This window comes from Streptomyces sp. NPDC044719, from assembly GCF_056433405.1.
Genome location: NZ_JBWKHE010000011.1, coordinates 253,523 through 274,513, shown reverse-complemented (window position 1 = coordinate 274,513; position 20,991 = coordinate 253,523). Strand labels below are relative to the sequence as shown.

The 20,991-nt window shown below is 72.8% G+C and carries 20 protein-coding genes; 11 read left to right on the top strand and 9 right to left on the bottom strand.

The annotated features are described in order from the left end of the window. Nucleotides 1–5: 5 nt before the first annotated feature. The 3 genes from AC07DF_RS37035 to AC07DF_RS37025 form a co-directional block, all read right to left on the bottom strand. Nucleotides 6–911 carry a hypothetical protein gene (locus AC07DF_RS37035; RefSeq protein WP_478981194.1) on the bottom strand — a complete coding sequence of 302 codons (906 nt, stop codon included), beginning with the start codon at nucleotides 909–911 and terminating at the stop codon, nucleotides 6–8. Nucleotides 912–1,018: 107 nt separating this feature from the next. Continuing rightward, nucleotides 1,019–2,545: a hypothetical protein gene (locus AC07DF_RS37030; RefSeq protein WP_478981192.1), complete on the bottom strand. Its 1,527-nt coding sequence runs from the start codon at nucleotides 2,543–2,545 to the stop codon at nucleotides 1,019–1,021. 91 nt (nucleotides 2,546–2,636) lie between these two features. Then, nucleotides 2,637–3,332 carry a GntR family transcriptional regulator gene (locus AC07DF_RS37025; RefSeq protein WP_478981190.1) on the bottom strand — a complete coding sequence of 232 codons (696 nt, stop codon included), beginning with the start codon at nucleotides 3,330–3,332 and terminating at the stop codon, nucleotides 2,637–2,639. A gap of 126 nt (nucleotides 3,333–3,458) precedes the next feature. On the opposite strand from AC07DF_RS37025, the gene AC07DF_RS37020 reads away from it, so the two are divergent. Genes AC07DF_RS37020 through AC07DF_RS37000 form a run of 5 tightly spaced genes read left to right on the top strand, consistent with a single transcriptional unit; the run spans nucleotide 3,459 to nucleotide 7,934 of the window. Then, on the top strand, nucleotides 3,459–4,760 hold the full coding sequence (locus tag AC07DF_RS37020; RefSeq protein ID WP_478981188.1) for an MFS transporter: 1,302 nt from the start codon (nucleotides 3,459–3,461) through the stop codon (nucleotides 4,758–4,760). Further along, a complete protein-coding gene (locus AC07DF_RS37015; protein ID WP_478981186.1) occupies nucleotides 4,757–5,680 on the top strand; it encodes a putative hydro-lyase in 924 nt (307 codons plus the stop codon). The genes AC07DF_RS37020 and AC07DF_RS37015 overlap by 4 nt, the downstream gene beginning before the upstream one ends. A 15-nt stretch (nucleotides 5,681–5,695) precedes the next feature. After that, nucleotides 5,696–6,454, top strand: a complete 759-nt coding sequence (locus AC07DF_RS37010) for a LamB/YcsF family protein (protein ID WP_478981184.1) — start codon at nucleotides 5,696–5,698, stop codon at nucleotides 6,452–6,454. Further along, complete coding sequence (gene pxpB, locus AC07DF_RS37005; RefSeq protein WP_478981182.1) at nucleotides 6,451–7,068, top strand: 5-oxoprolinase subunit PxpB; 618 nt, start codon at nucleotides 6,451–6,453, stop codon at nucleotides 7,066–7,068. The genes AC07DF_RS37010 and pxpB overlap by 4 nt, the downstream gene beginning before the upstream one ends. Beyond that, nucleotides 7,065–7,934, top strand: a complete 870-nt coding sequence (locus AC07DF_RS37000; RefSeq protein ID WP_478981180.1) for a 5-oxoprolinase subunit C family protein — start codon at nucleotides 7,065–7,067, stop codon at nucleotides 7,932–7,934. Before pxpB ends, AC07DF_RS37000 begins: the two co-directional genes overlap by 4 nt. A gap of 163 nt (nucleotides 7,935–8,097) precedes the next feature. Here AC07DF_RS37000 and AC07DF_RS36995 read toward each other — a convergent pair whose 3' ends face one another. From AC07DF_RS36995 to AC07DF_RS36975, 5 genes are all read right to left on the bottom strand, one after another. Beyond that, entirely contained in the window at nucleotides 8,098–8,937 is an 840-nt protein-coding gene (locus AC07DF_RS36995) for an SGNH/GDSL hydrolase family protein (protein WP_478981178.1), read from the bottom strand. After that, entirely contained in the window at nucleotides 8,934–10,112 is a 1,179-nt protein-coding gene (locus AC07DF_RS36990; RefSeq protein ID WP_478981176.1) for a glycosyltransferase, read from the bottom strand. The genes AC07DF_RS36995 and AC07DF_RS36990 overlap by 4 nt, the downstream gene beginning before the upstream one ends. Beyond that, on the bottom strand, nucleotides 10,109–11,236 hold the full coding sequence (locus AC07DF_RS36985; RefSeq protein ID WP_478981174.1) for a glycosyltransferase family 4 protein: 1,128 nt from the start codon (nucleotides 11,234–11,236) through the stop codon (nucleotides 10,109–10,111). The genes AC07DF_RS36990 and AC07DF_RS36985 overlap by 4 nt, the downstream gene beginning before the upstream one ends. Nucleotides 11,237–11,424: 188 nt before the next feature. Next, a complete protein-coding gene (locus AC07DF_RS36980) occupies nucleotides 11,425–12,843 on the bottom strand; it encodes a HEAT repeat domain-containing protein (RefSeq protein WP_478981172.1) in 1,419 nt (472 codons plus the stop codon). Nucleotides 12,844–13,143: 300 nt separating this feature from the next. Next, nucleotides 13,144–13,536 carry an ankyrin repeat domain-containing protein gene (locus AC07DF_RS36975; RefSeq protein WP_184597089.1) on the bottom strand — a complete coding sequence of 131 codons (393 nt, stop codon included), beginning with the start codon at nucleotides 13,534–13,536 and terminating at the stop codon, nucleotides 13,144–13,146. Between the two features lie 298 nt (nucleotides 13,537–13,834). Between AC07DF_RS36975 and AC07DF_RS36970 the strand changes: the two genes are divergently transcribed. Together AC07DF_RS36970 and AC07DF_RS36965 are read left to right on the top strand one after the other, a co-directional pair. Beyond that, nucleotides 13,835–14,029 carry a hypothetical protein gene (locus AC07DF_RS36970; protein ID WP_030843336.1) on the top strand — a complete coding sequence of 65 codons (195 nt, stop codon included), beginning with the start codon at nucleotides 13,835–13,837 and terminating at the stop codon, nucleotides 14,027–14,029. A gap of 52 nt (nucleotides 14,030–14,081) precedes the next feature. Further along, nucleotides 14,082–15,770, top strand: a complete 1,689-nt coding sequence (locus AC07DF_RS36965; protein WP_478981170.1) for a hypothetical protein — start codon at nucleotides 14,082–14,084, stop codon at nucleotides 15,768–15,770. Nucleotides 15,771–15,902: 132 nt separating this feature from the next. Here AC07DF_RS36965 and AC07DF_RS36960 read toward each other — a convergent pair whose 3' ends face one another. Continuing rightward, nucleotides 15,903–17,402, bottom strand: a complete 1,500-nt coding sequence (locus AC07DF_RS36960) for an SCO1417 family PLP biosynthesis transcription factor (protein WP_478981168.1) — start codon at nucleotides 17,400–17,402, stop codon at nucleotides 15,903–15,905. Nucleotides 17,403–17,502: 100 nt separating this feature from the next. On the opposite strand from AC07DF_RS36960, the gene yczE reads away from it, so the two are divergent. From yczE to AC07DF_RS36940, 4 genes are all read left to right on the top strand, one after another. Then, entirely contained in the window at nucleotides 17,503–18,156 is a 654-nt protein-coding gene (yczE, locus tag AC07DF_RS36955; protein WP_478981166.1) for a membrane protein YczE, read from the top strand. Beyond that, nucleotides 18,153–18,920 (top strand): glycerophosphodiester phosphodiesterase family protein, encoded by a 768-nt coding sequence (locus AC07DF_RS36950; protein ID WP_478981164.1) that lies wholly within the window; start codon nucleotides 18,153–18,155, stop codon nucleotides 18,918–18,920. The genes yczE and AC07DF_RS36950 overlap by 4 nt, the downstream gene beginning before the upstream one ends. 48 nt (nucleotides 18,921–18,968) lie before the next feature. After that, nucleotides 18,969–20,315 carry an MFS transporter gene (locus AC07DF_RS36945; protein ID WP_478981162.1) on the top strand — a complete coding sequence of 449 codons (1,347 nt, stop codon included), beginning with the start codon at nucleotides 18,969–18,971 and terminating at the stop codon, nucleotides 20,313–20,315. A gap of 266 nt (nucleotides 20,316–20,581) precedes the next feature. After that, nucleotides 20,582–20,959, top strand: a complete 378-nt coding sequence (locus AC07DF_RS36940; protein ID WP_184597099.1) for an RNA polymerase-binding protein RbpA — start codon at nucleotides 20,582–20,584, stop codon at nucleotides 20,957–20,959. The last annotated feature ends 32 nt before the right edge of the window (nucleotides 20,960–20,991 follow it).

Genomic DNA, 20,991 nt, shown 5'->3' with positions numbered 1-20,991 from the left:
GAGGCTTATGCGGAGGCCTGTGCGGAGGCTTGTGCGGAGTGGAACGGCAGCCCGGCGTCGGCCACCAGCTCCAGGTCGTCGCTTTCCTCGGCGGGCAGCAGTGTCGGGGTGCCGTCGGTGACCGGGACGACGCCCAGCTCCAGCAGCTCGGCCATGGCGGCACTGCCGGCCATGTCACGCACCTGGAGCTGGTAGCGGGCGGTGGTGCGGTACGTGCCGCCGTTGTCGTCGCCGGTGCGCTGGAGGAAGCCGGATTCGGTGAGGAAGGCGACGGCCTTGGCGACGATGCCGGTGGTCGAACCGGCGAGCCGGCGCGCGTCCTTGGTGGCCCCGGTCGCGCTGCGCCGCACCCAGATCCGCCAGGCGGCCTCCAGACCGGGCGTGTCGGTGGCCGGATCGGTGTTCTCGCCCTGCTCGGCGGCGCGCTCCTCCAGGCGACGGCAGGCCTGGCGCACGAAGGCGTCGACGCCGTTGACCGTGACCCGGCCGATGTAGCCGTCGTCAGCGAGGTCCTCGGGGCGCGGGAACGCCATGGCGGCGACGGCGAGATGGGCCAGTCCGTGCAGGAACCGGTCGCCGCCGTCGGCGGACGTACGACGCGCGTAGTCGCCCATGCGCACGGCGAACACCGAGTCCTCGGCGGCGGTCACGGCCATGCCCGCACGCGGGGACACCTCCAGCACGATCAGCCCCAGACCGGTCGCCACGGCATCGGCGAGCCGCGCGAACGGCGGGTCCTCGCGGTACCGCCGCAGCAGGTCCGCGTACTCCTGGTCGCGGGCGGGCTGGAGCTTGGGCTGCAGCCCGAAGGACACGAGCCGCGCCGCGTCGGCGGCGTCGGCGGGGGTGACGGCGGCGGTGGCCGTCGGCGCCGGTCCCTCCGGCTCACTCCACTCGACGTGCTCGCTCACGGTCGGGGCTCCTTGTTCCTCTGGTGATCACTCATGGCGCTGGTACTCACTCATACCGCCGGTACTCACTCGTGCCGCCGGTACACCCTCACTCCGCCGGTACACACTCATGCCGCTTCGGTCCGGTCCGCCGCCATGCCCGCCGCGTCCAGCAACGCCGTACCCACGATCAGGTCCGCCCCGCCGAACTCCGGATCATCGAGCTCCGTCCCGTCGTCCACGGCGAACAGCAACTTCTGCTCCCCCTGCCGATAGGCGGTACCGACCGGCGGACTGGCCGCGTGCACCGCCAGCAGAGCCACCAGATAGGGCAGTTCGGGATCCTGCCGGCGGGCCTCGGCGAGCAGCCCGGACAGCCGGCGCGGCGCGTCGGCCGGCAGGTCGAGCAGCTCCTGCGCGGCCGCCATCTGCTCCTCGCTGAACCGGCTGTCGTCGGGCGTGGCGATGACATCCGGCTCGGGCATCTCCGCGCCCAGATGCTCACGCTCCACCGGCGGCGTCAGCAGTATGTCGACGAGGTCCCCGACCCGGACGGACACCGGCGTGCGCAGCCCGGTGCCGCGGGCGAAGAAGGCGTCCGTGACGCGGACGGCCTTCTCGAGCGAGAGCGGCAGGACGGGGGCGAGGAGATGGCCGTAGAGGTCGATCCCGGATGTGGTCATCGGGGTGGCGAAGGCCTGCCGGTCCTGCTCGGCGCGGAACAGCGGTCCGGCCTCGAGCAGCCGGGACTGCAGCTGTGTGTGCCGGCGGATGCAGTCTTTGACGATGTCGACGAGCTCGGCGGCCCGGCGCTTGTGCTCGGGGTCCTCGGACTCGTCACGGGCCTTGCGGATGTTGGTCAGGATCGCGTTCTCGTGGCGATAGCGGTCGGCGACGTGCTCCAGGGCCTCGGCGATCATGTCGGGCACGGTGGTCAGCCAGTCCACCGCGCGCACATTGCGCCGGGTCGCGTCGAGGGCCCTGCGCAGGGTCTCCGAGTACTGCACGGTGCGGTAGCGGGCCTGTTCGGCCGCGAGCTGGGCGTCGGCGAGCCGGCCGCGGCTGATCAGCACCTCCAGCTTGACCTCGGCGGCGATCTGCGCGCTGGTGACATCGGTGTCGAGGGCTCCGACGAGGACGTTGACCGCCTCGTCCGTCGTACGGAGATAGACCGTGCCGCCGGGGCCCGGGACCTCCTCGATCAGCTTGAAGTCGTAGTCACGGCGCACATATGTGCCGTCCGCCCCGAACGTGCCGTACACCGCGCGGAAGCCGCGGTCGACGCTGCCGACGTTGATCAGGTTCTCCAGGACCCAGCGGGCCACCCGCTCGTGCTCGGCGGCGGGCCGCCGCGGCGCCTGCGCGGCGATGCGCGGGATGAGGCGGGCGACGATCTGGTCGTGGTCAGCGCCCGTGTCGAAGTCCATGTTCAGGGTGACGAGGTCGATGGCCGCGAGCGCGACCTCCGCCATGCCGTACACCGAGTACTCACCCGCGAGGTTGGCCTTGCGCGCGTCCAAGTCGTGCAGCGGCGCGGTGCAGGCGAGCGCGCGCAGGCGCCGCGCCAGGCCCTCGTCGGCGGCCGGCCCCGGCGCGGGGCGCGGCCCCGCGCTGAGCTGGGGCGGAACGCTGTCCGTCGATGCAGGCGAAGTCACGGTGCACAGACTAGGTCCTGGGTCTGACAACCACCCAAACGACGCGGGTACGCCCCCTCGGCGGTCCCGTCAGCCGTCCTCGGCGGTCCCGTCAGCCGTCCTCGCCGACCCGCCGCTGGTACACCTCCACGACCCGCTTCAGCGAGTCGTCGAGATAGCCGGCGAGCAGACGCTCGGCCTTGCCGCGCTCCCCCGCCTGAAGAGCCTCGAGAATCGCGACATTTCGCGCGATATACGGTTCGTGCAGCCGCTGCGGCTCGTCCACCACATGGAACGCGAGCCGCAGTTCGGCGAAGACGCTGCGCATCAGCTCGTCGGTGCGCTCGCTCACGGCGAGGGCGACCAGCTCCCGGTGGAAGTGGATGTTGGCCGTACCCACCCCCTTCCAGTCGCCCTCCCGAGCCGCCCGCCGCCCCTCGGCGACGGCACCGGAGAGCCCGTCGAGGCCGTACGGCGGCTCGCCGAGGCCGCGGACCACGGCGCACTCGACGAGCCGGCGGGTGCGGTAGATGTCCTCGACGTCCTCCACGGTCAGGACCCGGACGAAGACGCCCCGGTTCAGCTCGTGGACGAGCAGGCGTTCGTGCGTGAGCAGGCGGAACGCCTCGCGCAGGGTGTTGCGGGAGACGCCGAGCGCGCCGCCGATGCTGTCCTCCGACAGGCGCGTCCCGGGCGGGAAGTAGCCCTCGGCGATCCGGCTCCTGAGGATGTCCGAGACCCGCTCCGCGGTGCTGGTGCGCCCCAGGAGAGCCCGGTCGTCGGCGAGGTCCTTCAGCTGCTCTGCCATGCCGGAATTCAATCGCAGATCACAAGAAGAACCAACATGGGTATTGAGGGATCGTTGAACAATCCCCTACGGTGCTACGCACGGCTCGGCCCGAAGCACTCTCCGTCCCCCCTCTGCGAGGTGCCCATGAGCACGACCCCTCCACCGCAGGCCCTGACCGACGAGACACGCCCCGACGCGGCGGAACGCACCGCCGACGACGGGGCGTTCGGCTGGCTGCGCGCCCTCGGCCCGCGTGGCCGCCGGGCGTTCGCCGGCGCCTTCGGCGGCTATGCCCTCGACTCGTACGACTACTTCACGCTGCCGCTGAGCATGGTCGCCCTGTCCGCCTACTTCGGCCTGAACAGCGGCCAGACCGGTCTCTTCACGACGGTCACGCTGGTGGTCTCCGCGATCGGCGGCGCCCTCGCCGGCGTTCTCGCGGACCGCATCGGCCGGGTGAAGGCGCTGATGATCACGGTGATCACGTACGCGGTCTTCACCGTCGCCTGCGGTTTCGCGCCCAACTACGAGACGCTGCTGGTCTTCCGCGCCCTCCAGGGCCTCGGTTTCGGCGGCGAGTGGGCGGTCGGCGCGATCCTCGTCGCCGAGTACGCGAGCGCCAAGCACCGGGGCCGCACGCTCGGCGCGATCCAGAGTTCCTGGGCCGTGGGCTGGGGCCTCGCCGTGATCGCCTACACGCTGGTCTTCTCGGTGGCCGGCGACGACCTGGCCTGGCGCATCATGTTCTGGACCGGGGCGCTGCCCGCGCTGCTCGTCGTCTGGCTGCGGCGCAGTGTGCACGACGCTCCCGAGGCCGCCGCCGCTCGTGAACAGAGCGCGGACAAGGGCTCCTTCACGGCGATCTTCAAGCCGGGACTGCTGCGTACGACGATCTTCGCCGGGCTGCTCTCGACGGGCGTCCAGGGCGGCTACTACACGCTGGCCACCTGGGTGCCGACGTATCTGAAGTCCGAGCGTGAGCTGTCCGTCGTCGGCACCGGCGGCTATCTGACGCTGCTGATATCGGGCGCCTTCATCGGCTACCTCACCGGCGGCTATCTCACCGACAAGCTGGGCCGCAGGCGCAACATCTGGCTCTTCGCCCTGCTGTCGGCGATCTGCATCCTGGCGTACGCGAACATCCCCAGCGGCTCCAACACCCTGCTCCTGGTGCTCGGTTTCCCGCTCGGGTTCTGCATGTCGGCGATCTTCAGCGGATTCGGCTCCTACCTGAGCGAGCTGTACCCGACGGCGGTACGCGGCACGGGGCAGGGCTTCACGTACAACACCGGGCGCGCGGTGGGCGCCGTGTTCCCGACGATGGTCGGCTTCCTGGCCGACAGCTGGGGCGTCGGCGGCGCGCTGGTCTTCGGTGCGATCGGCTACGGCCTCGCGGCACTCGCGCTGCTCGGGCTGCCGGAGACGCGCGGGAAGGAGCTCACGTGAACCGCACGGAGACCGAAACCCGCACCCGCACCCGCACCGACGTCCGCACCGCCACCAGCACCAGCGCCAGCACCAGCACCAGCACCAGCACCAGCACCAGCACCAGCACAGAAGACCGTCCCGTCGTCCTCGTCGACGAGCACGCGCACGCGTGGAGCCCGGAAACGGCCCGCGCCCGCTTCCGGGAGGGCCTTACGGGCCCCACGGCCGGGGTCGCGGCCGGCCACACCCAGGTCAACCTCATCTCGGTGCCCGCCGACTGGGCCTACGACATGCTGCTGTTCTGCCAGCGCAACCCCAAGCCCTGCCCGGTCCTCGACGTCACGGACGCCGGATCCTGGACGACCGTGCTCGCCGGCGGCGCGGATCTGCGCACCGATCTGCCGCGCTACCGGGTGTGGCGGGACGGCGAGCTCGTGGACGAGCCGACGGATGTACGCGCGTACTGGAGGGACGACCTGGTGTCGTTCCTGATCGGATGCAGCTTCACCTTCGAGTGGGCGCTGAGCGAGGCGGGCGTCCCGATCCGCCACGTCGAGCAGGGCCGCAACGTGCCGATGTACGTGACCGGTCGGCAGTGCCGTCCGGCGGGGCGGCTGCACGGACCGATGGTGGTGTCGATGCGGCCGGTGCCGCCCCGGCATCTGGCGGCGGCGATCCGCGAGAGCAGTCTGCTGCCGGCGGTGCACGGCAGCCCCGTGCACTGCGGCGATCCGTCGGGGCTCGGCATCGACGACCTCGGCCGTCCCGACTTCGGCGACCCGGTCGACGCCGAACCGGACGACATCCCGGTGTTCTGGGCCTGCGGTGTGACCCCGCAGGCGGCGGTGATGGCCTCGCGTCCGCCGTTCGCCCTCACACACGCCCCGGGGCAGATGTTCCTCACCGACGCCCGCGACGAGCAGTACCGCGTGGCCTGACAGGAGATACGACACGTGACCTCGATCGACCTGAACGCCGACCTCGGCGAGGGCTTCGGCCGCTGGCGGCTCACCGACGACGAACGGCTGCTGTCCGTCGTCACCAGCGCCAATGTGGCGTGCGGCTTCCACGCCGGGGACGCCGCCACCATGCGCCGGGTGTGCGAGCTGGCGGCCGAGCGCGGGGTGCGGATCGGCGCCCAGGTGTCCTACCGGGACCTGGCCGGGTTCGGGCGGCGCGCGATGGACGTGCCGCCCGCCGAGCTGGCGGCCGAAGTGGCCTACCAGATCGGCGCCCTGGAGGTCTTCGCCCGTGCCGCGGGCTCCCGCGTGGCCTACGTCAAACCGCACGGCGCGCTCTACAACCGGGCCGTGCACGACGAGGAGCAGGCCGCCGCGGTCATCGACGGGGTGCTCCTCGCGGATGCCGCGCTGCCCGTGCTGGGCCTGCCCGACTCGCGTCTGCTCGACCTGGCGGGCAAGGCCGGACTGCCGGTCGTCACGGAGGCGTTCGCGGACCGCGCCTACACCGACGCGGGCACGCTGGTGCCGCGCACGCGCGACGGCGCCGTGGTCACCGACCCGGAGGCCGTCGTGGAGCGGTCCCTGGGCCTGGCCCGCTCCGGCGAGGTCTCCTCCCACTCGGGGACACGCATCCAGGTACGCGCGCGTTCCCTGTGCCTGCACGGCGACACGCCCGGCGCGGTGGAGCTGGCGCGCCGGGTGCGGGAACGGCTGGAGATCTCGGGGATCCGGGTGGAGGCCTTCGTATGAAGGTCCGGCCCGTTGGCGAGGACGCGCTGCTCGTCGAGGTCGCCTCGGGCGACGAGGCCCAGGCCCTGCACGCGGAGCTGCTGCGACGCCGTGCGGAGGGTTCGCTGTCGGCCCGCGAGATCGTCCCCGCAGCCCGCACTGTCCTCCTCGACGGCCTCGACTCCCCCGCCCGGCTGGCCGCCGAACTGACCGCCGCCGAACTGCCGCCCTCTCCCCCACGCGCGCGTGAGGTGATCGAGATCCCCCTGAGGTATGACGGCCCGGACCTGGCCGAGGTCGCCGCGCACTGGGGCGTGCCGGAGCGGGAGGTCGCCCGTATCCACGCGGAGACGGAGTTCCGGGTCGCCTTCTGCGGCTTCGCGCCCGGCTTCGGCTATCTCACCGGGCTGCCGTCGCGCTACGACGTCCCGCGCCGGGCCACCCCGCGCACGGCCGTCCCCGCCGGGTCGGTGGCCCTGGCGGGCCCGTACACGGGCGTGTATCCGCGCTCGTCGCCGGGCGGCTGGCAGCTGATCGGCACGACGGACACCGTTCTGTGGGACCACGCGCGTGTGCCGGCCGCTCTGCTGTCGCCGGGCACGCGCGTGCGGTTCGTCCCCGAGGCGGCGCCATGACGGATCGCGCCCTCGCCGTCGTACGGGCCGGAGCCCTGACCACCGTGCAGGACCTCGGCCGCCCCGGCCACGCCCATCTCGGCGTCCCCCGCTCCGGAGCCCTGGACGGGCCGGCCGCGGACCTCGTCAACCGGCTGGTCGGCAATCCGCCCGGGGCGGCCGTGCTGGAGACGACGCTCAACGGCTGTGCCGTGCGTCCCCGTTCGGCGGTCACGGTCGCGGTGACGGGCGCGCACTGCGGGGTCACGGTGGACGGCCGGCCCGTCCCCTGGGGTGCGCCGGTGCGCGTGCCCGCCGGGGCGCTGCTGGACGTCGGTCCGGCCGTGTCGGGCGTACGCGCGTACCTGGGTCTCTCCGGGGGCGTCGCCGTCGAGCCCGTGCTCGGCAGCCGTTCGACGGACCTGCTGTCGGGGCTCGGCCCGGCCCCGCTCACGGACGGCACGGTGCTGCCGCTGGGCCGGCCGACCGGTGTGCACGCGCGCGTGGACGTCGCCCCGCAGCCGGCGCCGCCGTCCGAACTGGTCCTGCGGGTGACACTCGGCCCGCGCGACGACTGGTTCACGCCGGAGGCCGTTCGCGCCTTCGTCTCACACGCCTACCGGGTGTCCGCCGCCGGCAACCGCATCGGGCTGCGCACGGAGGGCCCCGCCCTGGAGCGGGCCCGGCACGGTGAACTCCCCAGTGAGGGCATGGTGCTGGGAGCGGTCCAGGTCCCGCCCGACGGCAGGCCGGTGGTGTTCCTGGCCGACCATCCGACCACCGGGGGCTACCCGGTGATCGCGGTCGTCCGAGCCGCCGACCTCCCGGCCGCCGCCCAGGCGGTCCCGGGCACGCCGGTGCGCTTCGTGGCCGGACGGCGCCGGTGAACCGTCCGGACCGCACCGGCCACCGCCGATCCGTCGGCCGCGACCGGCTGCTGATCTGTCAGGCCGCGACCGGCTGCTTACCTGTCAGGCCCCGTCCGGCTGCTGATCTTTCGGGCCGCGTCCGGCTGCTTACCTGTCAGGCCGCTTCCGGCTGCTCCGCCACCTACAGCGCGGCCAGCGCGGCCGACACCGCCGCGGAGGCCCTCAGGTCGAGCCGGGCGCTGGTACCTCGGGCGCGGTGCCGCAGTTCGTCGGCGGCCAGTGTCAGGAGCTGCGGCAGCAGGTCGGTGCACCGGCGGGCCACCCAGCCGGTACCGGCCGTGGCCAGCCACCACAGGCTCGCCGACTTCGTCGGAACGGGGAAATCGGGCTCGGGCGAGGGCGCGGGCCCCGTCGCCAGGCCGTGCTCCGCGAGCAGCGCGTGGAAGCGCAGGGCCAGTTGCCGGTGTCCCCGCTCGCCGGGGTGCAGCCGGTCCGCGCTCCACATGGCGCGGTCCGTGGTCCAGTCGCCCTCGCACGCGTGCAGATGCAGGGCTTCGTACCGGTCGGACAGGGCATGGACCACCGCGTTCACGGCCCGTTGCCGCCGCGCCAGCGGGTGGGCCAGTGCCCCCGGCAGCCCGAGCATCGTGCCCGGGTCGGGCAGGCACGCGGTGAGCAGGACCGCGCCCTGTTCGGTGCAGGCCTGGTACACCCGGTCGAGCCGGGCCGCCACGGCCTGGATGTCGAAGGTGCAGCGCAGGGTGTCGTTGACGCCGACGACGACGGACACGAGCTCGGGCCGCAGCTCCAGCGCGGTGGGCAGCTGCCGCTCCAGCACGTCCCGGGTCTGCGCCCCGCTCACCGCGAGGTTGGCGAACCGGGCCGGCCCCTCGGCGAGCCCGTCGGCGAGCAGCGCGGCCCAGCCGCGCCACCCCTCGCCGACGGGATCGCCCACGCCCTCGGTCAGTGAGTCGCCGAGGGCCACGAAACGCGGGGCTCCCACGAACCGCGGGGGTCTCATGCCACGCCTCCGGGCACGTACGGTCGCACGGGGACGGCCGCGTCGTGTGCGGCGAGGAAGGCGTCGACCGCCGCGTTCCAGCCGAAGCACTCCGCACGCGCGCGTGCGGCCTCGCGCCGGTCCGCCTCCAGGCCTTCCAGCAGCAGGTCCACGGCGTCCGCGAAGGCCTCCCCGTGGTCCGCGGCGACGGCACCGGCGGAGCCGATCACCTCGGACAGCGCGGACGACGCGCTGGCCACCACGGGCGTGCCGCACGCCATGGCCTCCAGCGCGGCGAGCCCGAAGGTCTCGGCGGGCCCCGGCGCCAGGGCGACATCGGCGGACGCCTGGAGCGCGCCGAGCAGCCCGCGGTCGGAGACATGCCCGAGGAAGGTGACCGGCAAGGCGCTCTCGCGTGCCCGCTGTTCGAGCCGGGCGCGCAGCGGGCCGTCGCCCGCCACCACCAGCACCGCCCGTCGTCCGCGCCGCCGCAGCGTCTCCAGGGCGTCCAGCGCCGTGCCGGGCCGCTTCTCCACGGACAGCCGCGAGCACATCACGAGCAGCGTCTCGTCCCCGCGCGCGTGCCGTGCCCGCAGCTCGGGATCGCGCAGCGCCGGGTGCCGCTGCACCAGGTCGACGCCCAGCGGGGCCCGGACGACGTTGCGTGCCCCGATCCGCACGAACTCCCGCTCGGCGAACTCGGTGGTGCACACCACGCGCGCATAGGTGTGGGCCGTGCGGACGTTGAGGGCGTCGGCGGCACGCCGGGCGGCGCCCTCGGGCAGGCCCCAGGTGCGCAGCACGCCGTCGGCGGTCTCGTGGGAGACCATCACGGCCGGGACCCGGGCGCGCCGCGCCCACTTGCCGGTCCACCTGAGGGTCGTACGGTCGGACACCTCGAGACGGTCCGGCGCGAGTTCCTCCAGGAGCCGGGCCACCCGCCGCTTGTCGGCGAGGACGCGGTAGCCGCCGGTGCCGGGCAGCAGCGGCCCGGGGAGGGTGATCACCCGCCCCTGCTCGGTCTCGCGGTCGCTCATCCGCTCGCCGGGGACGACGAGGACGGGCTCGTGTCCCGCCGCCTTGAAGCCCTTGCCGAGTTCGCGCAGGGCGGTGCGCAGACCTCCGGACGCGGGCGCGACGAAGTTGGCGAGCCGGACGATCCGCAGCGACTGGCCGGTCCCGTTCCCCGCGCTCATGCCGCCACCACCGTCCTGCGCCCGGCGAGCACGTTCGCGTAGTGCCCGATCAGCTGGTCGCCGACGGCCGCCCAGGTGCGGCCCTCGACCGTGGCGCGTCCGGTGGCGCCGAAGGCGGTTCGCAGCCCGGGATCGGCGGCCAGGGACCACACCGCGTCCCGTACGGCGGTCGCGTCGCGCGGCGGCACCAGCAGCCCGGTCTGTCCGTGCGCGACCAGGTCCAGCGGCCCGCCCGCGGCGGGCGCCACGACCGGCAGACCGCTGGCCATGGCCTCCTGCACGGTCTGGCAGAAGGTCTCGAAGGGGCCCGTGTGGGCGAAGACGTCGAACGAGGCGAAGACCCGGGCGAGATCGTCACCGGTGCGGCGGCCGAGGAAGACCGCGCCGGGCAGCGCCTGCTCCAGGCCGGGCCGGCTGGGGCCGTCGCCGACGATCACGACGCGGACGCCCTCCAGGCCGCAGACATCGGCGAGGAGTTCGACCTGCTTCTCGGGGGCGAGCCGGCCGACGTAGCCGACGATCAGCTCGCCGCCCGGGGCCAGCTCACGGCGCAGGGCCTCGTCGCGGCGGTCCGGACGGAATCGTTCGGTGTCCACGCCGCGCTGCCACAGTTTGACCCGGGGCACTCCGTGCGTCTCCAGGTCCTTCAGGGCAGCGCTGGACGGGGCGAGGGTGAGGTCGGCGGCGCCGTGGACGGAGCGGATGCGCCGCCAGGCGGCGGCCTCTCCGGCGCCCATGTACGTACGGGCGTATCCGGCCAGGTCGGTCTGGTAGACGGCGACGGCGGGGATGCCGAGGCGGGCGGCGGCTGCCATGCCGCGCACGCCGAGGACGAAGGGGCTGGCGAGGTGGACGACATCGGCACGGTGCTCGATGAGGGTGGCGGCCAGGCGGCGGCTGGGGAGGGCGACGCGGACCTGGGGGTAGCCGGGGAGCGGGAGGGAGGGGACGTGGACTACGCGGCACGGCGCGGAGGCGTCGGGCTTGTTCCCGGGCGCCGGGGCCGGGGCCACGACGACGGGGGTGTGACCGCGATCGACGAGGTGCCGGGCGGTCTGGAGCGCGCAGTGGGCCACGCCGTTCACGTCGGGGGGAAAGGATTCGGTCACGATGACGACACGCATACCGGTGTTGTCGCCGGGCCGGACGTGGCCGCGTCAACGTGGATCTTTCCGAACGAGGAACGTCCTATGAGCGTTCTGAGGTGCACCCGCGCAGGTCAGGCCGCGTCCATACGCTCCTGACCCGCGAGTCACCCCTCGTTCACCCGGGCGGCCTGAATCCGCCCAGGGGTCCTGCCGGAGAGGGGGTGTCACACAGCGGTCTCCTCGGGACCGATCCGGCTGCGTACGGCCGTCTGCACCTCGGCCTCCTCGGCCGGATCAGCGGCGAGCCGGCGCAGTCGCTCCACGACCCGGGTGTCGCCGGTCTCGGCGTGCCGGGCGGCGAGTTCGCGGGTGGTCTCCTCGCAGTCCCACAGGCATTCGACGGCGAAGCCGGTGGCGAAGGAGGGGTCGGTGGCGGCGAGGGCCCGGGCGGCCCGGCCGCGCAGATGGGAGGAGGCGGTCTCGCGGTAGACATGGCGGAGCACGGGGGCGGCGCAGGCGATGCCGAGCCGTCCGGTGCCGTCGACCAGGGTCCACAGGGTCGGCGCGTCGGGGCCTTCGCCGCGCACCGCCTCCCGTAGCGCCGCGAGGACCAGGTCCCGGTCATGTACCCCGCCCAGGCAGGCGAGGAGACGTCCGGCGGCGGCTCCCAGCTCGTCGGGCCGGTGCGCCCAGCCGCGCGCCCGGTCCACCGCCGTGAGACTGCGCATCCGTTCGAAGGCGTCGACGGCGGCCTCCACGACGACCGTCGAGCCGGTGGCCACGGCACCCTCGATCAGGTCGAGGGCGTCGGGATCGTTGCCGTCGGCGAGATAGCGCAGGGCGGTGCACCGGGCTCCGTCGCCGCCGTCCTTCGCGGCCTGGACGATCTCGGCGCGGTCCTCGGGCCCTGCCACGGCGGTGAGGCAGCGGGCGGCCGGGACATGGAGTGCGGCGCCCCGGTCGAGGCCCTGCTGGGCCCATTCGAAGACGGCCTGCACGCTCCATCCGGGGCGCGGGCCCGTCGGCCGCATCTGCCGCTGCCAGCGGTCGAAGCAGCCGGCCTCGTGGGCGGCACGCACGCGTGCGGAGATGGATTCGCGGGGATCCTCGGCCCACAGCCGCCATGGCCGGGGCTCGAAGGCGTCACGGACGGTGGCGGCCAGCTCGGCCTCGCCCTCCGGATCGGCCGGGAACCGGGCGAGGACGGGCGCGGCGAGGGCGCGCAGGCCCGCGTCGTCGTCCCTGAGGGCGAGTTCGTCGAGGGCCCAGGCCCAGTTCGAGCCGTGGGCGGCGTACCTGCGCAGCAGTTCGAGCGCGTCCCGCCTGCCGTAGGAGGCGAGGTGCCCGAGGACGGCGAGAGCCAGCCCGGTGCGTGACTCCTCGGTGTCGAGGACGTCCTCGGCGTCGAAGAGATGAGCCTCGATCGCGTCCAGCTCGCCGTTCAGGTCGAGGTAGAGGCGGGCGTAGTAGAGGGAGCGGTTCTCCACCTGCCAGTCGTGGCGGGGATCGCGCAGCACACAGTGGTTCAACGCCGCGAGCGCCTCGGGGCGCGGGGCGGTGAGCGCGTGCAGCGTGCCGTCACCGCGGCCCCGCTGGAGCAGGCCGAGCAGCGTACCGCTGGGCGCTATGACCGGATCGAACATGGGAAACAGCCTCACATCAAGCGTCGACGCAACCGGGGACGTGTACTACCTGGCCGCGCGACAACACGTCGGAGTGCCCGCCGTTTCCTGCTTGCTGTAGACCATCTTCCTCTGCCTCTCGTCGGTGGCCCCTGCGGACCGCGTCACGGCCCGCGCGGTGCGGCAACACCTGCCCAACCATCACGTCCGTGAACCACGTCGTCATGATGACTCGGCTCTTCCGTCTGCCGCGACCGAAATTTCGGCGGCCCTGTACCGCCTCCCCCGTTTTCTGTGTCGTTCCAGGTCAGACTGGCCGGCTCAGCGCTCGCCGAACAGTTCGAGCAATTCCGTCCGGCCGAACATCCGGGCCGTGTCCACGGCCGAGGGCGTGCCGGCGGACGGGTCGGCGCCGCCCTCCAGGAGGGCCTTGATCACGTCCGTCTCGCCCTTGAAGGCGGCTCCCGCGAGCGGGGTCTGGCCTCGGTCGTTCACCCGGTCGGCCTCGGCGCCGCGGGCGAGCAGCGCGCGCACCGCGTCGGAGTGGCCGTGATAGGCGGCGAGCATCACGAGCGAGTCGCCGCGGTCATTGGTGAGGTTGGCCGGAACACCCGCGTCGACATACGCCACGAGCGCCTCGGTCCGTCCCCGCCGGGCCAGATCGAAGATCTTGGTCGCCAGCTCCACGACCTCGGGGTCGGGGACTTCGGTCATCGGCCGGACCGCCTCTCCACTGCTCATCACGCCGGGTGCGCACGCCTGCGAGTGGTGCAGCCGTACGAGTGAATCGCCAGGGTACTGGCTCGCGCGGCACATGACCCGATGTGCCCGAGGTAAAGATCACCACAGACCCGGGCGAGCACAACACCCCAGTTCGACCGGTTCCGGGACCACGCCGCAGCCCGGGAGAAATCACCCGATTTCCACCCAGTTGCACCTTTTATCGTATGGATACATCCTGTGAGCCTGGAAGTACTCATGGTGACTGTCCCCGCGAACCAGGAGAACCCAAATGATCCTCTCCATCTCAGGCGTGGTCCTGCTCGGCATCGTCGTCTTCATCTTCTTCCGCAAGGACGGCCTCAAGGCGTCGCACGCCGTGGTCGCGATGCTCTTCGGCTTCTACCTGGCCAGCACGGCCATCGCCCCGAGCATCAAGGCAGGCGGCGAGAGCCTGGCGAGCCTCCTCGGCGGAATCAAGTTCTGACGGCCCCGCACCCCGTACGCATCCCGCCCGTACGCACTCTCTGGAGGCAGCAGTGGCCCGGCGCCCCCTCCCCCGCATTCTGAGCAACGGCAGCGCGCAGCTCGTCCGGAGCCGGGAGCTGGCCCGTACGGCCGCCGACAGTGCCACCGACGTCCTCCATCCGCTGATCACGATCACGCGCGGTCTGCGCCGGCTGGCAGCGGCCGGACGGCGCAGGTGGAGCGAGACACCCAAGGACAAACGGGGAGCGCTGCTGTTCCTGGTGGCCTCCGTCATCCTCGTCGTGGCCCTGATGCCGTACGGACCGCTGCTCGCCGCCATCACCCTGATGGCGGCGGCCGCATGGCAGGGCCGGGAACGCGCCGCGTCGGCATCCGACGGGCCCGACGAGTCGCAGAGCCAGCGCCTGCAGTCCCTGTACGAGGCGCTCGTGCCGCACTTCTCCACCGCCGAGGACCCCGAGCCGCTGTACTCACACGGCGGCACCTGGGAGAAGGCCTTCCCCACCTACGCCTTCGACGGCACCGGCCGGATCACGCACCTGGTGCTGCACTACCCGGCGTACTTCGCCGACGGTGAGGCCGAGGCACGCGCCCGGATCGAGGGCCTGCTCGCGGCCAAGTCGGGCAAGGGGCGCGAATACCACTTCTCGTGGGAAGAGGAAGGTAACCAGTTGACGGTCAGCGTGCTCGTGCCGCTCGCCGTCGACATCGCCGCCCAGCGCTTCGTCACCGCCCCGGGCGAGACGGTCCTCGGCTTCACCGACCCCACCCGGGTCCAGCGCACCCTCCCCCTGGCCTCCGGCGAACAGCGGCGGGACGTGCCCCCGGTCGTCTGGCGCACGGGCCTGCGCTCCACCGAGCCTCACCTGCTCGCCCTCGGCCAGCCGGGCACCGGCACCTCGACCCTGCTGCGGTCCATCGCCCTGCAGGCCCTCCAGCACGGCGACGTGGTGATCGTCGACGGCGGGGGCACCGGGGAGTACGCCTGTCTGACCGGCCGGGACGGCGTCCTGGCCGTCGAATGCGGTCTCCCCGGGGTGCTGGCGAGCCTGGAGTGGGCCGCGCAGGAGACCGAGCGCCGCCTGATCGCCGCCAACCGTGCCCACCAGGAGGGCCAGCCTCCGCCCGACGACACCAAGCGTCCCCTGTGGATCCTCCTGGACCGTCCGACGGCGTTCACCCATCTGGCCGCCGCCCAGGACCGCAAGGACCCGCAGTCCCTCCTCCAGGTCCCGCTCCGGCACGGCCGCCCGGCGAACGTGACGGTGGTCGTGGCCGAGCAGCTGGACACCATGGACGCCCTCGGCGAACCGGTACGGCAGCACACACGCGCGCGCGTGGTCCTCGGCCCGGCGACGGCCGAGCAGCTCGAATCCGTCCTGGGCGCGCCCCCGCACACCACCCCCGTCGAGGAGGTCCCGCCCGGCCGCGGCTACGCCCGCCTCGGCCTGGGCCCGGTCCACCGCCTCCAGGTCCCGGCCACGCCGAACCCCTACGACGACGCCACGTCCGACGCCCACCGCCAGGCGGTCCTGGACCTCCTCCCGCCGCGCACGACACCGGCGGACGGGGAAACGGTCCCCGAGCCGGAGGGGACGGAGGCGGAGGCGCTCACGACGGACCCGAAGCCGGACCCCGTGCCGGATCCGGTACCGGTCCTGACGAAACCGAAGGACTCGATCCCGAATCCGGTACCGGTGCTGACCAAGCCCGCGAAGACGAAAGCGAAGGCGAACTAGCCACGCCGGGCGACCCGGTCACGCCGGCCGGGCGCTGGCACCGGCCCGGCGTCAGCTGAACGCCCTGCGCGACTGAGCCGCGGAGCCCTACGCCACGAACGTCCGCGGCGCCTCTCCAGCCCCCGCGCCGCCCTACGCCACGAACGTCCGCGGCGCCTCTCCGGCCCCCGCGCCGCCCTCCTCCACGATCCGCGCCGCGGCGGCCAACCGCACGGCCGCCTCCTCGGCCACCGCGCCTCCCACGGTGAACGGCAGCCGCACATACCCCTCGAACGCCCCGTCCACGCCGAACCGGGGCCCGGACGGCACCCGCACGCCGACCCGCTCCCCCGCCTCGGCGAGCCGCGACCCGGAGAGCCCCCCGGTCCGCACCCACAGGGTCAGACCACCCCGGGGCACCTCGAACTCCCACCCGGGCAGCTCCCGCCGCACCGCGGCCACGAGCTCGTCGCGGTTCTCCCGCGCCTGCTCCCGCCGTACCTCCACGGCCTGTTCCCAGCCCCCCGTCCCGAACAGCCAGTTGACGGCCAGCTGCTCCAGCACGGGCGTGCCGAGGTCGGCGTAGGCCCGCGCGGCGACGAGGCTGCGGATCACGTCCGGCGCGGCCCGCACCCAGCCGATGCGCATCCCGGCCCAGAACGCCTTGCTCGCCGACCCCACCGTGATCACCGTGGACCCGGCCCGGTCGAAGGCGCACACCGGCTTCGGCATCCGCACGTCCGAGTCGAGCCACAGCTCGCTCATCGTCTCGTCGGCGATCAGCACGGTCCCCGCGGAGCGCGCCGCGTCCACCAGCCGCCGCCGCTGGTCCTCGTCGGCGAGCGCACCGGTCGGGTTGTGGAAGTCGGCGACGACGTACGCGATCCGGGGAGCGGCGTCCCGCAGGACCTGCCGCCAGCGGTCCATGTCCCAGCCGCTCAGCCCCTCGGCCATCGCGACGGGCACCAGCCGGGCCCCGGCCTCCCGCATGAGCTGGAGGATGTTGGCGTACGAGGGCGACTCCACGGCGATGCGCTCGCCGCGCCCGGCGAACAGATGGCAGATCGCGTCGATGGCGCCCATCGCCCCGGTCGTCACCATGATCTGCTCGGGCATGGTCGGGATCCCGCGCGCGGTGTACCGCTCGGCGATCATCGACCGGAGCGCCGGCAGCCCGGCGGGATAGTCGCCGTGCGTGTGCGCGTACGGCGGCAGTTCCTCCAGGGCGCCCCGCACGGCCCGGGTCAGCCACGGCTCGGGGGCCGGCAGCGCCGCACAGCCCAGGTCGATCATCGAGCCGAGAGTCTCGGGCGGCAGCGGTTCCAGGCCGCGCGCGGGCAGCGGGTTCCCGGCCGGTACGGCGGTCCAGCTGCCCGCGCCGCGCCGGGACTCCAGGAAGCCTTCGCCGCGCAGCGCCTCGTACGCGGCGGCCACCGTCGTACGGCTGACGGACAGGGAGAGGGCGAGTTCCCGCTCGGCGGGCAGCCGGGCGGCCACCGGGACCCGTCCTTCGAGCACCAGCAGGCGGATGCCGTCGGCGAGCGCGCGGTAGGCGGGCGGCCGGCGCGTGCCGGGTCCTGCCGGGCGCTCCTGCTGGGAGTTGAGCAGCCGGGCGAGCTGCGCCGCACCCACGGCCGAAGTCCACTGAGCCATCGGAATCAGTCCACCTTCCCCGGATTGGCCATGGATGGCCACTCCATCCAAGCCACAGGGTGTCATGCATCAGTCCACTGACACCACAGGGGAGCACATCATGTCCACGCGGCGCCATCTCACCCGACGGCTGACGCAGCTCTACGCCGGTCTCGCGCTGTACGGCGCGAGTTCGGCGCTGCTCGTCCGGTCAGGGCTCGGGCTGGAGCCGTGGAACGTGCTGCACCAGGGCCTCGCCGAGCGGACGGGGCTTTCGATCGGCGTGGTGCTGACGATCGTGGGCGCGGCGGTACTGCTCACCTGGATCCCGCTGCGCCAGCGGCCGGGCCTCGGCACGGTCTCCAACGTGCTGGTCATCGGCATGGCCATGGACGCGACGCTGGCCCTGGTGCCCGACGCGCACGGCCCCGTCGCGCGCGTGACGCTGATGGTGACGGGGATCGTCCTGAACGGCGCGGCGACCGGGCTGTACATCGCGGCGCGCTTCGGCCCGGGTCCGCGCGACGGCCTCATGACGGGCCTGCACCAGCGCACGGGGGTGTCGATCCGCCTGGTGCGCACGGCCATCGAGTTCACGGTCGTGGCGACGGGGTTCGCCCTGGGCGGCACCGTGGGCATCGGCACCCTGCTGTACGCGGTCTCGATCGGCCCGCTCGCCCAGCTGTTCCTGCGCGTGTTCGCCGTCCCCGCGGCATCCGGCGGCAGCACGGTCGTTGCCACCGGTCAACCCCGAGGAGCGATACTGCGTCCGTGAGCCCGCGGATACGCCATCCCTATCTCGACCACTCCGGCCCGATCCCCTTCGCCCACCGGGGCGGGGCGGCTGACGGCCTGGAGAACACCGTGCGGCAGTTCCGGTGCGCTGTCGAGGCGGGCTACCGGTACATCGAGACCGACGTCCATGCGACCCGGGACGGAAAACTCGTCGCCTTCCACGACGCGACCCTGGACCGGGTGACGGACGGCGCGGGCCGGATCGCGGACCTGCCGTGGGACGACGTACGGCACGCGCGCGTGGCCGGGGAGGAACCACTGCCCCTGTTCGAGGAGCTCCTGGAGACCTTCCCCGACGTGCGCTGGAACGTCGACGTCAAGGCGGAGGCCGCCCTGCTGCCCTTCCTGGACCTGGTCGGGCGGACGGACTCCTGGGACCGGATCTGCCTCGGCTCGTTCTCCGAGGCACGCGTGGTGCGCGCCCAGCGGCTGGCCGGCCCGCGCCTTGCCACGTCGTACGGCACCCGGGGCGTGCTCAATCTGCGGCTGCGCTCCTGGGGGCTGCCCGCGGCGGTGCGCCGCTCGGCGGTCGCCGCCCAGGTCCCCGAGATGCAGTCCGGCATCCAGGTCGTGGACCACCGCTTCCTGCACGCCGCCCACGCGCGCGGGCTCCAGGTGCACGTGTGGACCGTCAACGACCCCGAGAGCATGCACCGGCTTCTGGACCTGGGCGTGGATGGCATCATGACCGATCACATCGACACGTTGCGCAAGGTCATGGAGGACCGCGGCGTCTGGGTCTGACACCCCGCCCCGCCACCTCCGCGCGTTCACGGGGAAGCGAGGTCACGGGTGGGCACCGACACCGTGCGGACACCGCCGGACGACGGGGCGGCTGATCTCAGACGCGAGCAGCGCGGCTGGTACTTCTACGACTGGGCGTGCTCCGTCTACTCGACGAGCGTGCTCACCGTCTTCCTGGGCCCCTATCTCACATCGGTCGCCGAGTCGGCGGCCGATGCCGACGGATACGTCCACCCCCTCGGGATCCCGGTGCGCGCCGGGTCCTTCTTCGCGTACTCGGTGTCCCTGTCGGTGATCGTGGCCGTGCTGGTGATGCCCCTGGTGGGTGCAGCCGCCGACCGCACCGGCCGCAAGAAGCCCCTTCTCGCGGCCGCCGCCTATCTGGGGGCCACGGCGACCGCGGCCATGTTCTTCCTGGACGGCGACCGCTATCTGCTCGGCGGGGCCCTGCTGGTCGTCGCGAACGCGGCCCAGTCCGTGGCGATGATGCTCTACAACTCCTACCTGCCGCAGATCGCCCCGCCCGAGCAACGGGACGCGGTCTCCTCCCGCGGCTGGGCCTTCGGCTACGCGGCGGGGTCGCTGGTCCTCGTCGTCAATCTCGTCCTCTACACCGGGCACGAGAGCTTCGGCATCTCCGAGAGCACGGCGGTCCGCATCTGCCTGGCGTCGGCCGGCCTGTGGTGGGGCGCGTTCGCCCTCATTCCGCTCCGGCGACTGCGCGACCGCAGGTCCGTCGCGCGCGAGGCGGCCCTCCCCGGCTTCCGGCAGCTCGCGGCGACCGTCCGCGACATGCGCCGCCACCCCCTGACCCTGGCCTTCCTGCTCGCGTACCTCGTCTACAACGACGGCGTCCAGACGGTGATCTCCCAGGCCTCGGTCTACGGCTCGAAGGAACTGGGCCTCGGGCAGTCCACCCTGATCGGCGCCATCCTGCTGGTGCAGGTGCTGGCGGTGGCGGGCGCCCTGGCGATGGGCCGGCTGGCCCGGACGTACGGGGCCAAGCGCACGATCCTCGGCTCGCTCGTCGCGTGGACGTCGACGCTGGCGGCCGGATACTTCCTGCCGGCCGGGGCGCCCGTGTGGTTCTTCGTCCTGGCGGCCGGGATCGGCCTGGTCCTCGGTGGCAGCCAGGCGTTGTCCCGCTCCCTGTTCTCCCATCTCGTCCCGCCCGGGAAGGAGGCCGAATACTTCTCCGCGTACGAGATGAGCGACCGCGGCATGAGCTGGCTCGGGCCGCTGCTGTTCGGGCTCACCTACCAGCTGACCGGGAGCTACCGGGACGCGATCATCTCGCTGGTGGGCTTCTTCGTCATCGGATTCGTGCTGCTCGCCCGGGTACCCGTGGGGCGTGCGATCCGCGAAGCGGGGAATCCGGTTCCTGACAGGATTTAGCGCTCGGCGCGAAAGGGCTGTAGTGTACGCGTTTGGCCTGCCAGGCGTACCGTTACTGCGCGTCAAAGATGCCGAAACGCTAGGTTACATCTGCTAGCAGATGTGACAAACCGGGCGCTGGTGGGTACAACAAGGGCGGCTACGACGGCGACGCATGACCCGGAACGGGACTCGGAACGGGAATCTTTACCGCCGACCGGACGTTGACCGGATGACGACGACAGCGACACCTGTCCTGTGGGCGACAAGCCCGGGAGGCACGATTCATGAGTGAGCGAGCTCTTCGCGGCACGCGCCTCGTGGTGACCAGCTACGAGACGGACCGCGGCATCGACTTGGCTCCGCGCCAGGCCGTGGAGTACGCATGCGAGAAGGGGCACCGGTTCGAGATGCCCTTCTCGGTCGAGGCGGAGATCCCGCCGGAGTGGGAGTGCAAGGTCTGCGGGGCCCAGGCACTCCTCGTGGACGGCGATGTCCCGGAAGAGAAGAAGGGCAAGCCCGCGCGTACGCATTGGGACATGCTGATGGAGCGGCGCACCCGTGAGGAGCTCGAAGAGGTCCTCGAGGAGCGCCTGGCGGTGCTGCGCTCCGGTGCGATGAACATCGCGATTCATCCCCGGGACAGCAGCCGCAAGTCGGCCTGACCCTCCGGGCCTGGCCGAACAGCGCATCAAAA

Coding starts and splice junctions, on each gene's coding strand:
- AC07DF_RS37025 (WP_478981190.1), bottom strand. CDS start 3,332: ATGGCAGAGCAGCTGAAGGACCTCGCCGACGACCGGGCTCTCCTGGGG.
- AC07DF_RS37020 (WP_478981188.1), top strand. CDS start 3,459: ATGAGCACGACCCCTCCACCGCAGGCCCTGACCGACGAGACACGCCCC.
- pxpB (WP_478981182.1), top strand. CDS start 6,451: ATGAAGGTCCGGCCCGTTGGCGAGGACGCGCTGCTCGTCGAGGTCGCC.
- AC07DF_RS37000 (WP_478981180.1), top strand. CDS start 7,065: ATGACGGATCGCGCCCTCGCCGTCGTACGGGCCGGAGCCCTGACCACC.
- AC07DF_RS36995 (WP_478981178.1), bottom strand. CDS start 8,937: ATGAGACCCCCGCGGTTCGTGGGAGCCCCGCGTTTCGTGGCCCTCGGC.
- AC07DF_RS36990 (WP_478981176.1), bottom strand. CDS start 10,112: ATGAGCGCGGGGAACGGGACCGGCCAGTCGCTGCGGATCGTCCGGCTC.
- AC07DF_RS36985 (WP_478981174.1), bottom strand. CDS start 11,236: ATGCGTGTCGTCATCGTGACCGAATCCTTTCCCCCCGACGTGAACGGC.
- AC07DF_RS36980 (WP_478981172.1), bottom strand. CDS start 12,843: ATGTTCGATCCGGTCATAGCGCCCAGCGGTACGCTGCTCGGCCTGCTC.
- AC07DF_RS36975 (WP_184597089.1), bottom strand. CDS start 13,536: ATGACCGAAGTCCCCGACCCCGAGGTCGTGGAGCTGGCGACCAAGATC.
- AC07DF_RS36970 (WP_030843336.1), top strand. CDS start 13,835: ATGATCCTCTCCATCTCAGGCGTGGTCCTGCTCGGCATCGTCGTCTTC.
- AC07DF_RS36960 (WP_478981168.1), bottom strand. CDS start 17,402: ATGGCTCAGTGGACTTCGGCCGTGGGTGCGGCGCAGCTCGCCCGGCTG.
- yczE (WP_478981166.1), top strand. CDS start 17,503: ATGTCCACGCGGCGCCATCTCACCCGACGGCTGACGCAGCTCTACGCC.
- AC07DF_RS36940 (WP_184597099.1), top strand. CDS start 20,582: ATGAGTGAGCGAGCTCTTCGCGGCACGCGCCTCGTGGTGACCAGCTAC.